Here is a 15,054-nt window from a genome sequence, read left to right on the forward strand (position 1 = left end):
CGGCCCCGATCGACAAGGACCTCTACGACCTGCCCCCGGAGGAGTGGGGCGACGTCAAGCAGGCCCCGAACTCCCTCGGACAGGCGTTGGACTTCCTCGAGGCCGACCACGACTACCTGCTCGACGGCGGCGTCTTCACCCCCGACCTGATCTCCACCTGGGTCGAGTGGAAGCGGGCCAACGAGGTCGAGCCCATGGTGCTACGCCCGACCCCACACGAGTTCTCGCTCTACTTCGACTGCTGACGCTGCCGTACCGAGTCGGGTCTGCCTGCCTCCGGTCGGCGGAAACGGCGCCCCGAGAGCGGCGGGCCTCGTACCGTCGAGACATGGCGCAGCCGAGCCACGGCGTTCGAGCTGCACCGCCGCGTCGCCAACTCGACGGACGCCGTGGGAGCCGCCCTGCGGGCCGTCCACGACCTGCTCTGAGCAACGCTGCCCAGGCCGGGCGTCAGGCCAGCTCCGGCGGCGGCCACCACCGCCCGCACGATCGGATTCGACCATGAAGCGGCAAGACGTGACCGCCCCCGCGAGACCCGCGCCCGCCACCCTCACGCTCGGGGTCGAGGAGGAGTTCCTGCTCCTGGACCCGGAGACCGGGGAGAGTCTGCCGGTCGCCGAGCCGGTGCGCAACGCCCTGTCGGGCACCGCCCGCGAGCAGAGCCGGCAGGAGTTCCGGCACAGCATGGTGGAGATGGTCACCCCCGTCTGCACCGACCTGGCGCAGCTGCGTACGCACCTGGTCGCCCTGCGCCGCGCCGCCGCCGGCGCGGCGGAGGCCGCCGGGGCGCGGCTGGTGGCGGTGGGGGCCACACCGGTGTGCGAGGCGCACCGCACGGTGCCGGACGAGCAGCGGTACCACGCCATGTCCCGCCGGTTCGGGCCGGTGGCGCACGACCCGGCGGTGTGTGGCTGCCACGTGCACGTCGGCTTGCCGGACCGGGAGCTGGCCGTGCAGGTCTGCAACCACCTGCGCCCGTGGCTGCCGGTGGTGCAGGCGCTGACCGCGAACTCGCCCCTGCACGACGGCCGCGACACCGGGCACGCGAGCTGGCGCTCGATGCAGCTGGAACGGTGGCCCAGCATCGGACCCACCCCGCATTTCGAGTCGGCCGCCGACTACGACGCCACCGTCGCGGAGCTGATCGCCGCCGGGATCATGCTCGACGGCGCGATGGTCTACTGGTACGCCCGCCCGTCCGCCACGTACCCCACCGTCGAGGTCCGGGTCGGCGACGTCTGCCCCACCGTGGACGACACCGTGCTGGTCGCCGGGCTGGTCCGGGCACTGGTCGCCACCATGGTCGACCACGTCCACGCCGGGGCACCCGCACCCCGGATCCGGGACTGCCTGGTCGCCGCGGCGCACTGGCGGGCCGCCCACGACGGTCTCGACGGCGACCTCATCGACCTTCGCCGCGGAGGCGCCCGGCCCGCCTGGGATCTCGTCGATGAACTGCTGGTCACCCTCACGCCCGCGCTGACCCGGCACGGTGATCTCGACCTGACACGGCGGGAGATCGACCGGGTACGCCGCGAGGGCACCGGAGCGACCCGGCAGCGCCGGATCATGGCCCGTACCGACGGTGACGTCCGGGCCGTGCTGAACCACCTGACCGACCAGACCATCGCCGGCTGAGCGGCCGGGCGCGCAGCCCTGACCGGATGCCCGGACGGACCACGCGGCGGCCGGTACGTCGGCGAGCCGGCATCCTCGCGTCAGCCGAGGGTCAGCCTCAGCTGCGGCCGAGCGGTCACCAGGTCGCCGGCCAGGAAGGCCAGGTCGACAGCGACGTCGGTGAAGGTGATCGAGTCGGCCGACGCGGTCGGAATGACGTCGGGCAGCGGGCGGTCCGGCGTCAGCCTGATCTCGATGCCGAGCAGCCGGCCGACGAACTGGGTGGCGTACAGGGTGACCTCGCCCCGCAGCGTCAACCGGCCGGCCGAATAGCGGACCGGCCCCGGCGCGCGGAGCAGGGGATCGTCGGCCACGGCCTCCGCCATGCTGAACTTCAGCACCTTCACGGTGCCCCCGGTGGTCGGCAGGTCGACGATGCCCTCCAGGCGTAGACCCGTCATGGTCACCTTCGACCCGGTCAGCCTCGACCGGGCCGCCGCCGCCATCGGCTGACCCGGGTCGGCGGCGAGCAGCGGCAGCGTCCCCTGTCTGCCGCCGGTGGAAGGCGGCGTGGGCCTCGGGGTGGCGCAACCGGTCGCGGGAGGCGTCGGCGGGGGCGTCGCGGCCGTGACGGGTGCCGGCTCGGGCGGCGCGGGGGCCGGCACGCAGGCGCGCGCCGAGGCCGGGGCGGCCAGCACCGCGGCGGCGGAGAGACCGAGCAGCCCGAAAAGCACGGCGACGAGCCGCGGCTCACGTGCGCCGGACCCGGCGGGTGGATCGGCGACCTGGTACGCGAGGAACGCCGGCGGGGCCGCCCGGTCCGGCCTGATGGCGTCCCCGCGCGACATCAGCTCGTCGACGAGGGCGGAGTCTTGGCGATCGGCCCCCGGCGGCCCGGATCGGGGGACCCCAGGTCGATCTCCCGGCCCTCCTGCTCGCCCCGCACCGTCGCGTCGTCGGCCGGCTCGTGCGGCTGCGGGTCGTCGGCGGCCGACTCCGGCTCAGTGGAGCTGTCCGGCGTCGTCTCGTCGTCGTGCACCTCGCCCACCGACCCGCCGGTCGAGGGAGCGCCCGGCACCCAGGCGAAGCCGAGAGCACCGCCCACCGTGCCGAGCAGCACGCCGAAGAAGAAGCCGCCGAGGTTCACCCCGACCAGGGAGAAGAGGGCGGTCACGGCGGCGACCACGGCGTAGAAGACCCGCTGCTGCGGCTTGAACCACATCAGCAGCCCGCAGGTCACCAGGATGGTGGGGATCAACCAGGAGAGGAAGCCCGTCGGTCCCAGCTGGAAGGTCAGCCCCTGGAGCGACATCTGGGTGGTGCCGAAGATCTCCAGGCCGGCCGTCGCGGTCAGCAGGCCGCCCCAGAACGGCCGGGTGCGCCGCCAGCGGCGGAATCCACTCCACCCGTCGCGAAACCGGACCGCCTGCGCCCGCCGCGGTGCGACAGTTGCCACGTACGCCTCCTGCGGGGTAGGGGTCCCAGGGCAGGCCGATCACCGGAGACTTGCCGTCACGGCGGCGCCGCTGACCACGTCAGAAGCACTCCTTGGCGGCCGCACCGACATTCACCTTCAGCCTCAGGTCGGTCAGGCTGAACCGCCCCGCCTGGGTGGAGCGGGCAACCTGGCGGAGGTTCGTGATGGTGACGGCCTCCGCCTGCTGGCCGAAGCCCTTCGGCTCACCCCGCGCGCCCGGGGGACCGCCCTCGAGCGTCGAGGCGTCCTGCCCGATGTTGATGTTCCGGAACACCACATCGCCCTCGAGCGACTCCACGTCGATCAAGAGATCCCTCGCGGTGGCGGGCCGGCCGCCCCCACCGGCGGTGATGGTGAGCACCACGGGAGCACCGGGGACCTTCGCCGACTGGCAGAGGTCGAAGAGCTCCGCTTCGCGGATGCCCGTCACCGCCACCGGGTGCTGGGTGCCGTCGATCTCCTCGGCGACGCCGCCGTACTGGACGAAGCCCTGACCGCGCAGCTCGGAGGCGGAGACCTTGAAGGTCTGGCCGGAGACCGCGAACGAGGCCGCGACCGCGCCGTTGGCCATCCCCAGGACGATCAGGCCGGCGAGGGCCGTGGCGGGAATCAGCATCGCGGCGAAGCGCCGCCAGCGGGTACCACCCGGTACGTCGAACTGATCCTGCACGATCCCTCCTCAGGGGGTGCGTGGAGCCGGTCGGACGGCACGGACGGCCCGCCCACGAACACCTGGGACCCGATCGAACGATGGCGGTCGTCACCGCGCGGCGGCGGTCAGCGACCCGCACGTCCACGCTATACGAAAGTTACTCACAGTGGCGCACGTGTCACAGAAACGAGATCGAGGTACGGCGCGACCGGTGGAGTCCCCTCCGCGGGTGCCCGGGTGGGCGAGGGGTAAACGACGACCGAGAGCCCCGGATCGCGTTGCGCCAGCTGACGCCGGTGCGGCGAAGCCGCTGGCCGGGCACCCCGAAAGGGGTCCCGGCCAGCGGCCTTCGCACGTACGGCGGCCGGACACGGACTGCCTGTCCCCGTCCGCGCGGGGCAGCGCGACGACGCAACGAGGACCTCCCTCGGGCCAGGTGGCTCGGCACCCGCCCGGGAGGTCCTCACCTTTCCGATGGCGGATCAGACCCGCCGGGCGGTGCGCCACCGCTCGGCCCAGTAGCCGGCGCCGTCGAGGATGGACTCACCGGCGAGGTCACCCATCGTGGGGCCGTCCGCCTGCGACCGGCTGGAGACGAACCGGTGGTGGCCACTGTCGTCGAGGCCCAGGTAGATACCGGAGTGCTCGATGTGACCGTCGACCACCGGCCCCGCGTTGAAGAACAGCAGGTCGCCGGGGAGCAGGCGGTCCAGTCCGCGCGCCTTCTGACCGGAGTTGGGCATCAGCTGGGCGCCGGGGCCGAACTCGGCCATGGCGTACGCCCGGCGCGGCAGACCCTCACCCGGGGTGTTGGTACCCCGCAGCGGAAAGCCCAGCCGGTGGCCGTAGACCATCCGCAGGTAGCCGGAGCAGTCCAGGGCCAGGATGCGGGCCGGCTCGGGCTCCACGCTCTTGCCCTCCGGGAACATCCACGGGATGCCCAGGTAGTCGTAGAAATCGGAGCGTTCCGAGCGACCGTCGGGGTCGAGCGGATCCGGCGGCCCGAAGGAGGCGTCACCCGAGTACTGCTGTCCCCGGTTGTCCTTCTTCGGAGGAGCTTCGTAGATGTATTCCATGGCGATCGCCAGCACGTCGGGTGAGCGGTCGTTGCGGGCGGCGGCGAGCCAGTCGATGAACCACTGCTCGTGCTCGGCGCCGGCGCGCCACGCCTGCGGCGCCAACCGCACCCAGTACGTCGTCTCGACCTTCGCCGCGGTGTAGTGCGGCTCCTCGAAGGTGCGGGGAGGACCGTGGATGTGCGCGGTCCGAGCGCCGTCGGTCATGGTCGCGACCGGTTGCCCCGACGAGTCGATGATCTCCGTGCGATCGGGCGAGGTCGACCGTTGGTAGCTGTATCCCGACGGGCCGCGGGCCGGCTGGCCCGCCGCCGTCGTCACGCCCAGGGTCAGCTCCGGCTGGTCCTTCGGCGTCGGACGGGCCACGACGTAGGTGATGGTGCTCGCCACCAGCAGCAGAGCGAATCCGATGATCGTCAGCAGGACGGTTGATCTGCGGAAGTAGGCACGGAAGTTCATGCCGGTTCCTCCTCTCACCACTTGATCCCGGCCGTCGGTCAGGTCACCGGCACGAAGCCGGCGACGACGCCGCTGTAGGCGAGACCGAAGGTGATTCCGGTGACCACGACGGTCGCCAGGATGGTGGCCTTCGGCGGCTGACGTACGAGCTGGTAGGCGATGAGTCCTGGAATGACGAAGCCCAACGTCTGGTGCGCGAACAGCAGTGGCAGGTCCCGCTGGACGAGGACGAAGAGCGTCAGTTGGAGCAGCACACTGAGCAGCACGATCGCCGCGAACAGGCGCTTTCCGTAAAGGATCACCACCCGCTGCATCACGCGGGTGAGGAGATAGGTCAGAATCGTCATCCCGAAGATGATCACGGCCTGGAGCTGGTCCTCGATCAGCGTCAGCGCGATCCAGCCGGGCGTGATCATGCCGCCGGGCGACAGGTTGGTGGTCAGGTAGCACAGCAGGGCGAACACCAGCCCGATACCGAGGCTCGCGGTGGCGAGCTGTGCACTCAGTTCTCCGCCGAAGTTCATCTCATTGGATCCTTTCTCCGGTCGGCGTTTGCAGCATCGAGGCGGACTTGGAACCGTCCTCGCAGCTCCAGCCCGGCAGCGCCGCCAACTCGTGGACCAACACCTCACCCTGACCGTGGATGTTGCCCACGGCGATGATCGAGGAGTCGTCCGGCGTCGCCGCCGTCACCTCTTCCAGCAGGCGATCCGGGGTGAGCTTGCCGCCGAGGTCGACGACCCGGTCCTGAAGTTCGGCCGGCACCGTCGTCCGGGCGCTCTTGGTCAGCTCACCGATCAGGACTATCTGCTCCGGTTGCACCTGCCCGCTCATCTCGCCCATCTGGCCGTTGCGCTCGACCCGGTCCGGCCGGCAGTTGATGACCATGGTCAGCGGGCGGGTGATGAGCTGCTGATCCTCCAGTTGCCGGATGTTCATGAAGGTGGACTCCGGGTCGTTGGCGGCGAAGATGTTGGCGAACCGGATGCGCTTCTCGCCGTGCATGACCCGGGCCACGGAGAGCACACCCGGGTCGGGCGGCGCCTCCTGCATGCCCCGCAGCGCGCTCTGGCGGTCGACGCCCAGCTGCTCGGCGACGGCCAGCGCGATGGCGACGTTCTCCTTGAACGTGATCCAGCCGAAGCCGTCCATCTCCCGGTCGGTGACCGACTCGGGATCCACCGCGATCAGCCGGCAGTCCCGTCGGTCGGCCTCCTCCTGGATGATGGCCAGCCGGTCCCGCTCGGCGGTGATGCAGACCCCTCCCACCGGCATGGACCTGCTCAGGGAACGAGCGACGTCGTCCAGGGTGGGGCCCATCTCGGTCAGATGGTCCTCGCGGACGTTGCACAGCACGCCGATGTTGGACCGGATCAGCTTGCTCTGATTGGTCTCCTGCAGCGGCGGCATCACCGCCATGCACTCGATGACCAGAGCGTCCGGGTGGTACACGGCGGCCCGCCGCACGATCCCGATCTGCTCCACCACGTTCGCGATGCCGAACTTGCGGTGCACCGGCTCCTCGCTGGCGTCCGGGAAGATGAACCGCGCGGCGGTCCCGGTGGTCTTGGCGACCACCGTACGGCCACCGCCGCGCAGCGCACCGGCGCAGAGCCGGGTGATCGAGCTCTTGCCCCGGATCCCGTTGACCAGCACCCGGTCCGGAATCTTGTCCAGATTGCGGTAGTGGTTGCGCTGCTCGACGATCCCGGCCACGAGCAGTGCCAGGCAGCAGAGCACGAAGACGATGTAGAGGTACGCCATGTCAGCTCCTTCCGTCCCGATCGACGGGATCGTCGGCGGCACCCCGTGCGGGGACCTGCGGGAGCACGGCTGTGGGGTCGTCCTCCGTGCCACGTAGCCGGGTCGCGCCGCCCAACCGCGAGGAGCCGGTGTGCCGGACCTGACGGCAGACCTCCAGGCACACCGCCAGCGCGCCGATGTCGTCGTGCCGCTGCGGCGGGATGGGCACGTCGAGCGCGCCGCTGCTGATCCGGTCGGCCTCGCCGGCCAGCCGCCGCAGCGGGCGGGCGAAGACGAAGTACTGCCAGACCTGGGTGAGCAGCACGACACCGGTCGCCGCGCCGGCGACCAGCAGCGTCCACCGCCGCCCGTCGCTCTGCGGCAACCGCAGCCCGGCCAGGTCCTGCTCCACCACGAGCGACCACTTCAGGGACGTGACGGTGCTCGGCTTGGTCAGGCCCGCCGCCGCGATCAGCGCCGGCTCCCCGTCGGGCGTCTCCGCCTGACCGACGGTGCCACCCTTGAGCGCCGCGGCCGCGGCGCCCCGCGCGCTGCCCTCCAGCTCCTGGAAGGCGCGGAACCCCTCCGAGTCGAAGACCGTCCGCAGGTCCTCGTCGACGACCCGTACCTGGCCGTCGACCGCGCGCAGGATCTCCAGCAGATAGTCGATGTTGAACTCGCCGACGGTCGCGACGCCGTCGGGGCTGACCCGGAAGGCGTAGACCACCGGCAGACGGTCCGTCCGGTCGTCCAGCTCGATCCCGACCTCACCCTTCACCGGCTCGTTCCGCAGCGGCTCACGCCCGGCGGAACTCACCGCCGACCCGTTCGGGTCCATCAGGTAGAGGCTGCGGAACCGCTGCTTGTCCGCGAGCTCCTGGTCGAGCATCGGTGACATCTGGGCCGGGTCGCCGGCCTCGGCCGCCTGGGAGATCCGGATGACCGTCTGCAGACCGTTGTTCAACGCCTTGCCCAGCAGCGTGCTCGCCGCTTCGGCCCGGCTCTCCTCGTCGCGTACGAGCTGCTGGGGAAGCGGCGCCTCGGGCGCGCGGAGCGTGGCCGCCGCGGCCGCGGCCGGCCAGAGCAGCGCCACCACGGTGGCCACCGCGAGGCCCTGGGTCGCCGTCGGTCGCCACCGCCACCGCCACCTGCGGCGCGAACCGGCCGCCGACGAAGGGTCACCGGCCGCGGGGGCCAACGCACGGGCGATGCGGTGCGCCTCCGCGACGCCCAACCACGGCCGCCTGGCCGGCACGGTTCCACACGCGTTGGCCTTGGCCTGCCGGAGCAACGACCGCACGGGACCGACCAGCGCCAGCCGCATCAGCAGGAAACTCGGCACCGCCAGTGCCAGCAGGGACAGGCCGAGCAGGAACCCCCGAAACGTGGAGGTACCGCCGGTCTCGTCCGCGACGATCATGGTGGCCAGCGTCACGCCCGTCTCGCCGACGGGAGCGGAGGAGACGACCAGTTGCCGGTCCGTCCATTCGGTCACCCTGATGGCGTGGCCCTCGGTGGAATCGGACGTGGCCAGGTCGCGGAAGACGACCGGCAGGTGGGTGTCGTCGACGGCGCTGACCCCCTGCATCAGGGTGCTCTTGCCGTCCGGGGTGAGCGCGAAGACGCCGTGCCGAGCGGTGGGGTTGAGCCGCATCTCGTCCACGCTCAGCGGCTGGACCGCCAGCAGGGTCCGCGCGCCGTCCAGCGTGACGGTGCGGACCAGGGCGGGGCCGTCGGCGGTGGTGATCGGGAAGGTGCTGCCGCCGGGCAGCGCCGGCGGGAGGAGTTCGAACGGCACCGCGGCACCGGCCGTCGCCAGCGGACGACGGGTGGCGTTCTCCACGACCGCCGCGCCGTTCCAGATCGCGCCGTCACCCATCACCTGTTTGAGAAGTTCGGGGTCGGGCGTGGCCGGATTCCGGGTTGCCACCCGCCGGTCCAGGTCCTCGATGGAGTGCTGGATGGTCAGGCGCGTGCTGGCGGCGACCTTCGCCACGTTGTCCCGCTGCGAATCGACCACCGCCGGAGGAACGCCCGTCTGGTGGTTCAGGGCGAAGCCGAGCACGATGGCCGCCGCCAGGACCATCGTCGCCCAGAGGTACACCAGCGACGGCTTGCCGGAGCCCGCGGGGAATCCCGCAGCCGGCAGCTGCTGGTCGAGCGCCCGTTGGCGCCAGGTGACCAATTGCTCCTGGGACAGCGCGTTCGCCTGCCTCGTCACGACCGGAGCGCGTCCACTGAACCGTTCATGAATTCGCCGGCCAGGCGCAGGGTTGTCCCCTCTGCCATTTGCCTTCATGGCGACCCTTTCCTTCCGCGAACATCGGAAGCCGCACGGTCATTTCCGATCATCGGTCTCCGCAGGGTGAGGCGACGTCACCCTGCGGAGATGAACCTGAGCGTGCGGCATTCCACGGGCGGCTTCCCGCGTGCCGAGCAGAGGGGTGGAGTCCGGCTCAACGGCCGGCCGCGACACCGTCCCTGCGCTTGTCGGCCGCGCCGAGAAGCTGGTCGCCTCTCCGCTCGATGGCGGTGGAACCGCTGTCCAGCGCCACGGCTCTGGGACACGGGTGATCCCGCTGCATGAGAGTGGCCAGGCGAAGGGCGACCCGCCGGTTCGCCTCGACCTCCGACGGCGCGTCCCGCCGCCCCTCGCACCTGCGGGTCAGGTCCTGTCCGCTGAAATGACCCTCGTCCAGCGCCCGGGCCGGTGTCATGCCGTCGACGAGCATCCCCACCAGCGCCTGGGCCACGTAGTCGGGGATGTGGGAGCCGCCCGCGGCGCCCACCACCATCCGCAGCTTCTTGCCCTCAGCGTCCAGCACGATCGTCGGGGCCATCGAGGCCGTCGGTCGCTTCCGCGACTCCATGACGTTCACCGGCTTGCCGGGCGAGACCGACTCGGTGTCCGTGAAATTGTTCATGGCATTGTTGAGCATCATTCCGCGGGCCTCCAGGTGGGACCCGAAATGACTGTTGTTGGTCGTCGTCATGGAAACGGCGTTGCCGTCGCCGTCGACGATGCTCACACTGCTCGTGGGGTCACCGACGTCCACCGTTGCGGGCTCGTCGCCGACCGGCGGGGGCGGCGGGGTGACTCCCACGGGGTTCCCGGGCTCCACCGGGTGGATCGCCCGGTCCTGCGAGAAGAGCGAGAAGCGCTGGTCGAGATAGCCCCGCTCGAGCATCCCCTCCACCGGCACACCGTTGTAGTCCGGGTCACCCACGTAGGCGCGGCGGTCGATGTTCGCCAGCCGGCTGGCCTCGATCGAGAGGTGGATGCGGTTCGGCGAGCCCGGTTCGGTCTTCCCCACCTCGCCCCGTTCGAGCACACCCAGCATCTGGAGGACCGCGATTCCGCCGAACGCCGGTGGCGACGACGTGCAGACCGACGCGCCGAAGGCGTCCCGGCAGATCTCGGTGCGCTCGACCGTGGTGTAGTCGGCGAAATCATCAGCCGTCATCAGACTGGGAATCACCACCGGGCCCGCCGTGTTGCCCTTCAGCTTGATCGGGCCCTTGGCGGCATGTTGCGCGATCGCCGGGGCGATCCGGCCCTTCGGGTCGTAGAAGGCCTCCGCGCCGCCGCTGCGGATCTCCCGCAGCACCTCGGCGATCTCGTGGTTGTACAGCGTCGTCCCCGCCGCCTTCGGCTCGTCGCCGTTGCAGTATCGGGGACGCAGGTCGGGGTAGTTGCAGCGCTTCCGTCCGTTGAAGCGCTCCTCGAAACCCTCGTGCAGATTGGGAGACATCGGGAAGCCCTCCGACGCCAGCCGGATGGCGTCGTCGAACAGTTCGTCCCACGGCAGGGTGCCGTACAGCTCGTGCACGTCGGCGAGCACCCGCACCGTCCCCGGAACGCCGAACGCCCTTCCGGTGGCCGAGGCGGCGTACGGGAAACGATCCGCCCGCAGCGCCGCCCGCTCCTGCCCGGTGGGGGTCCGAAGGTTCTCGGTCACGACCTTCGGCGCTCGGGACATGCCGTCGAAGAACCTGACCTTCTCGTCGTCGGCGTCCCAGTGGTTGATGAGCGTGCCACCGGCGAGCCCGGACGCGTGTGGCTCCACCACGGCGAGCACGGCCTGCACGGCCACCGCGGCATCCGCCGCGCGGCCGCCCCGGGCGAGAATCCGGCATCCGGCCTCAGTCGCGAGCGGGTGAGCCGTCGCCACCATGAATTCCGCGCCGACCGCGTCCGACTCCCGGCCGCTCGTCGGATTCGCGCAGGTGTCGGGCAGGGCGGCGGCATTCTCCCCGACCGGCCCGACCACGGCCGTCACCCCGAGCAGCAACACCAGCGTCATGAGCGAGGAGCGAAATCTACGTGCCGACATGTAGCACCCTTTCGGACTTTCCGCAGGAGCGGACACGTCATGCGACATCAAGGAATCCGCTGCGGTCCGCCCACCTGCCGATCGACCTTCCCGACTGTCGGCGGGCGCCGCGGAACCCAACTCCGGGACGCCTCCCTCGCCAGGTCCTGGGCCGGTCATCGGGAGGCCGGGCCATGGGGTTTCCCCTCATACGCGCGCCACACCCCTCGCCCTGCCAACTTCTCGTCGGGCCGGCGACGCCCGTGACCTCCCGGTCAGATCGAGGAACGGGCCACCGGAAAGTCGAAGTACCTCTTCGGGTAGGGCTCGGCGGAGAGCCGGTAGTGCCACCACTCGGTGGGATAGTTCGTGAAACCGGCCTCGGTCATGAGCTGTCGCAGCAGCGCCCGGTTCGACCGCGCGGCGTCACCGACGCGGGGACTGTCGGTGGCGGAGGACGGGTCGAAGCAGTCGAACCCGGTGCCCATGTCGATGCTGTTGTCCGCGAAGCGTCGCCCCGCCGGCTCGGTACAGGCGACGAGGGGCTGCCCCGGGGTGTACGCGGGCTGGGCGGCCGGCGGCACGGCGACCAGGGTCAGGTCGAAGGTGCTGCCGCTGCTGTGCGCGGTCGGGGCGCCGACGTAGCCCTCGTCGAACAGCGCGGACTTCTTCACCCGCGGGTAGAACTCCGCCTTCGTCTGCTCTTCGCCGGGCTGCTTCGCCCAGCGGACGAAGTCGTCGACGGCCCGCTGCGGGCGGTAGCAGTCGTACACCTTGAGGGAGCGGCCCTGGGCGAGCGCGGCGGTCTGCACCCGGCGCAGCGCGTCGGCCGCCGCCCGGGTGAGCAGGCAGAGCGGTTCGGCGTAGCCGGCGATCGGCCGGCCGACGAAGTTGTGGGCGGTGGCGTACCGGATGTCGGTCAGGATGCGGGAATCGACGTCGGAGAGCACGACGAAGTCGTCCGGGGCGTGCGGCTGGCCGGAGGCCGCGGCGAGCGGCCTGGCGGACGCCGTCGTGGCCGGCGCGGGCCCGGCGCAGGCGGCGAGCGCTGCCGCCGGTGGCCCGGGGTCGGGTGGTGCCGGACGGCAGGATGCGGGTGGCACGACGGGAGTGCCGACGGTGGTGGTGGGGACCATCGGCGACGCCATGAGCGCGGCGATCACCGCGACGGCTGGACCGGAAGCTCTCACTCTTCCGGACGCTAGCCGCTCGGGGGAGGCGCGAGCGGCGGTTCCGGCCAACCCGCGGGTTGCCCGGGCCGCCGGTGGCTTCAGCCCAGCGTGTTCCCGACCCGCCTACGGGAGGTTGTCGGGGATCGGGATGTGGTCCGGCGGGGAGGGGCGGGTGCCGTCGGACTCGGAGCCCCGACCGCCCGCCTCGGGGGCGCCGGCGGTGGCGGCTCGGCGTCGCCGCACCGCGGCGGCCCCGGCGGCCCCGGCGGCTCCGGCGATGGCCAGCGCAGCCGTCAGCGGCCAGGGGCCACGGCGAGCCAGGAGGAGCAACCACCGCTTCTTGGGGACCCGTCGTCGCGCTCTCATTCCTCCAGTGTCGGCGGCGGCGGTTCCTCGGGTGCGTGAATTCGCAGGTGCCACTGCGGTGGTACGAGGGCAACGGAGACAGCTGCCCGTGGGAGGCGGCACTCCCCAGGCAGCTGCCACCGGCGTGGGCGGCCGAGATGGCGGTGGCTACACCCTCCGGGGTGCGTCCCGGGCGTCGTCCCGTACGTGCGTGGCCTGGTCCCGACCGGTGTCGCGGACCGCGGCCACGCCCTGCGCGGCGGTGGACCGGACGGCTTCCGACGCCTGCTGGGCGGGTTCCCGGAGGTTCTCCTGGACCTGGTGCATCATCGCGCCGGCCCCCTGCTTGACCTGGCCCGAGTGTTCCATGACCTTCTGTTTCGCCCGCTCGGCGAGGTCGTGTTCGTTCCTGCTGGGCGGGACGAGGGACGCGGCGAGCAGACCGACGCCGAAGGCGATGAGGCCCGCGGCGAGCGGATTGCCCTGGGCCCGCTCACGCGTCGCCTCGGTGAGTGCGTGGGCACGTTCACGCGTCGCCTCGGTGAGCTCGTGGGCACGTTCACGCGTCGCGTCGGTGAGCTCGTGGGCACGCTCACGCGTCGCGTCGGTGAACTCGTGGGCCCGTTGCCCCACGGCGGACGCGGTGTCTGATGCCTGGTGGGCCGCGCCCGACGCTGCCTCAGCACCGTGGTGGGCCACGTCGGAGACGTGTTGACCGGCCGCCGAGCCTCGCCGGGTCGCACCTGCCCTGGTGTGCCTCGCGGTTCCCATGACGCTGTCGACGGCCCGGCTGAGCCGGCCGCGAGCACGCGTCGCCTGAGCCGAGGCGATCCGGCGGGGACTGGCTCGGTGGGCCAGGGCGTCGACGTCGCTGCTCAGCTCGGCTCTGGTCATCTCGATGTTCTGCCGGATCCTGTCCGGGTCGTTCGACATGATGGCTCTCCCCCCGTCTCAGCGGCCCCTGACCGCATCCGGTACTTCTCGTGCCGTCTCCTTGGTGCGCGCCAGCGTGCGTATGGTGCGGAGCTGCGTGCGCGCCCGCGAGGCGAGTACTCCCCCGATCACGGCCCACAGCACGGCCACGATCAGCGCCGCCCAACCCTGGTCCATCACGTTGGACAGACCCCACCACAGCGCGTGCGACACGAACAGCAGGGTCAGCAGGGCCGCGATCGCCGCGGCGGCGAACATGCCCGCCGTGGTGCCGACGGTGCGCGCCTCCTCCCGCAGCTCGGCCTTGGCCAGGTCGACCTCCTGCCGCATCAGCAGGGAGAAGTTCCGACTGGCATCGGCGAGCAGCTCGCCGACCGAGGCCTGACTCTTGTCGGGGCCACCGGTGCCGCTGGGGAATGACGTACTCACGGGCCCACCTCGGTGCCGCTCGGGCCGTGGCGGACCGGTGCGCCGGCGGTCGGAGACGGCGGTGCGTGCAGTGGTCTGACGCCCGCCACGTCCTCCGGGCTCGGCGGCGCCTCCCGGGACTGCTGTTCGGTCCCGCCGCCCTGGCCGCCGGTGAGGGCGCGCGTGAGCCGGCCGGCGAGCAGACCGGCGATCGTCGCGCCGGCGAGGAACGCGGCGGGGTGCCGACTCGCGTACTCACGCGCCTCGCGGACCAGGTCGCCGGGCTGGCGGGCATCGAGCCAGCTGGCGGCCTGGTCGACGGCGTCGGCGCCGCGACGGACGACCAGCGCACCCGGACCACGCTGACCGTCCCCCTCGGCCATCGACCGCAGCTCGGTGCCCAACGCCCGCAGGCTGTCGGCGGCCCGTTTCTGCTGCTGCTGGGCCTGCGACCGGGCCTGAGCGGAGGTCTTCCCGACCAGGTTGTACGCCTGCTGCCGGGCCTCCGACGCGACGTGCCGGCCCTGCTCCACACCCTCGTGGGCGATCCGGCCACCGGCGTGCGCCGCCTCCTGGCCCACTCGTCCGGCCTCTTCACGGGCGTGCTGGGCAGTACCACCGCCTGACGTGGACGGCGGAGATCCTGGTTCCCTACTCAAAGTCATCCGTCTGTCCCCCCTCCGTCCCGCCCGGACGAGGGCGGGACGGCGGGTTACCCGGCCACAGCCCGAGTAATCGCCGGTCGGGGGGCACCAGCGGCGAGGTGGCACGGATCCAGCCTTACCTCCCCGCGGGCCATACCACGCTTGCGTACCAACTGGTACAGAAGGTGAGGTGCTGCACAACCGATCGGTATGGA

The 15,054-nt window shown here is 71.6% G+C and carries 13 protein-coding genes and 2 pseudogenes; 2 read left to right on the forward strand and 13 right to left on the reverse strand.

All coding sequences use genetic code 11. The features are described from left to right. Positions 1–245: pseudogene (locus V6U79_RS06135) on the forward strand (type I glutamate--ammonia ligase); the annotation flags it as partial. A gap of 256 nt (positions 246–501) precedes the next feature. After that, positions 502–1,638, forward strand: a complete 1,137-nt coding sequence (locus V6U79_RS06140; RefSeq protein WP_334613860.1) for a carboxylate-amine ligase — start codon at positions 502–504, stop codon at positions 1,636–1,638. An 80-nt stretch (positions 1,639–1,718) separates the two neighbouring features. Here V6U79_RS06140 and V6U79_RS06145 read toward each other — a convergent pair whose 3' ends face one another. From V6U79_RS06145 to V6U79_RS06205, 13 genes and pseudogenes are all read right to left on the reverse strand, one after another. Then, positions 1,719–2,465, reverse strand: a complete 747-nt coding sequence (locus V6U79_RS06145; protein ID WP_334613861.1) for a hypothetical protein — start codon at positions 2,463–2,465, stop codon at positions 1,719–1,721. Between the two features lie 47 nt (positions 2,466–2,512). Continuing rightward, positions 2,513–3,073: pseudogene (locus tag V6U79_RS06150) on the reverse strand (DUF6114 domain-containing protein); the annotation flags it as partial. 79 nt (positions 3,074–3,152) lie between these two features. After that, entirely contained in the window at positions 3,153–3,764 is a 612-nt protein-coding gene (locus tag V6U79_RS06155; protein WP_334531432.1) for a DUF6230 family protein, read from the reverse strand. Between the two features lie 464 nt (positions 3,765–4,228). Continuing rightward, positions 4,229–5,281, reverse strand: coding sequence for an NlpC/P60 family protein (locus V6U79_RS06160; RefSeq protein ID WP_334531435.1), 1,053 nt, complete (start codon positions 5,279–5,281; stop codon positions 4,229–4,231). A gap of 38 nt (positions 5,282–5,319) precedes the next feature. Further along, the gene (locus V6U79_RS06165) at positions 5,320–5,805 is read right to left on the reverse strand and encodes a poly-gamma-glutamate biosynthesis protein PgsC/CapC (protein WP_334531438.1); all 486 of its coding nucleotides are present in this window, start codon (positions 5,803–5,805) and stop codon (positions 5,320–5,322) included. Position 5,806: 1 nt separating this feature from the next. Next, on the reverse strand, positions 5,807–7,045 hold the full coding sequence (gene pgsB, locus V6U79_RS06170; protein ID WP_334531441.1) for a poly-gamma-glutamate synthase PgsB: 1,239 nt from the start codon (positions 7,043–7,045) through the stop codon (positions 5,807–5,809). Between the two features lies 1 nt (position 7,046). Beyond that, positions 7,047–9,245 carry a HAMP domain-containing protein gene (locus tag V6U79_RS06175; RefSeq protein ID WP_334613862.1) on the reverse strand — a complete coding sequence of 733 codons (2,199 nt, stop codon included), beginning with the start codon at positions 9,243–9,245 and terminating at the stop codon, positions 7,047–7,049. Between the two features lie 235 nt (positions 9,246–9,480). Next, positions 9,481–11,478, reverse strand: a complete 1,998-nt coding sequence (locus V6U79_RS06180) for a gamma-glutamyltransferase family protein (protein ID WP_334613864.1) — start codon at positions 11,476–11,478, stop codon at positions 9,481–9,483. A gap of 134 nt (positions 11,479–11,612) precedes the next feature. Beyond that, a complete protein-coding gene (locus V6U79_RS06185) occupies positions 11,613–12,527 on the reverse strand; it encodes a M15 family metallopeptidase (RefSeq protein WP_334613865.1) in 915 nt (304 codons plus the stop codon). A 105-nt stretch (positions 12,528–12,632) separates the two neighbouring features. Beyond that, a complete protein-coding gene (locus tag V6U79_RS06190; RefSeq protein WP_334613866.1) occupies positions 12,633–12,875 on the reverse strand; it encodes a hypothetical protein in 243 nt (80 codons plus the stop codon). Between the two features lie 147 nt (positions 12,876–13,022). Then, a complete protein-coding gene (locus V6U79_RS06195) occupies positions 13,023–13,787 on the reverse strand; it encodes a DUF3618 domain-containing protein (RefSeq protein WP_334613867.1) in 765 nt (254 codons plus the stop codon). Positions 13,788–13,805: 18 nt separating this feature from the next. After that, complete coding sequence (locus V6U79_RS06200; RefSeq protein ID WP_334531459.1) at positions 13,806–14,216, reverse strand: phage holin family protein; 411 nt, start codon at positions 14,214–14,216, stop codon at positions 13,806–13,808. Continuing rightward, a complete protein-coding gene (locus tag V6U79_RS06205; RefSeq protein ID WP_334613868.1) occupies positions 14,213–14,776 on the reverse strand; it encodes a hypothetical protein in 564 nt (187 codons plus the stop codon). Before V6U79_RS06205 ends, V6U79_RS06200 begins: the two co-directional genes overlap by 4 nt. Between the last annotated feature and the right edge of the window lie 278 nt (positions 14,777–15,054).

Origin of the sequence: Micromonospora psammae, assembly GCF_036902725.1 — a bacterium.
Classification (GTDB): Bacteria; Actinomycetota; Actinomycetes; order Mycobacteriales; family Micromonosporaceae; genus Micromonospora.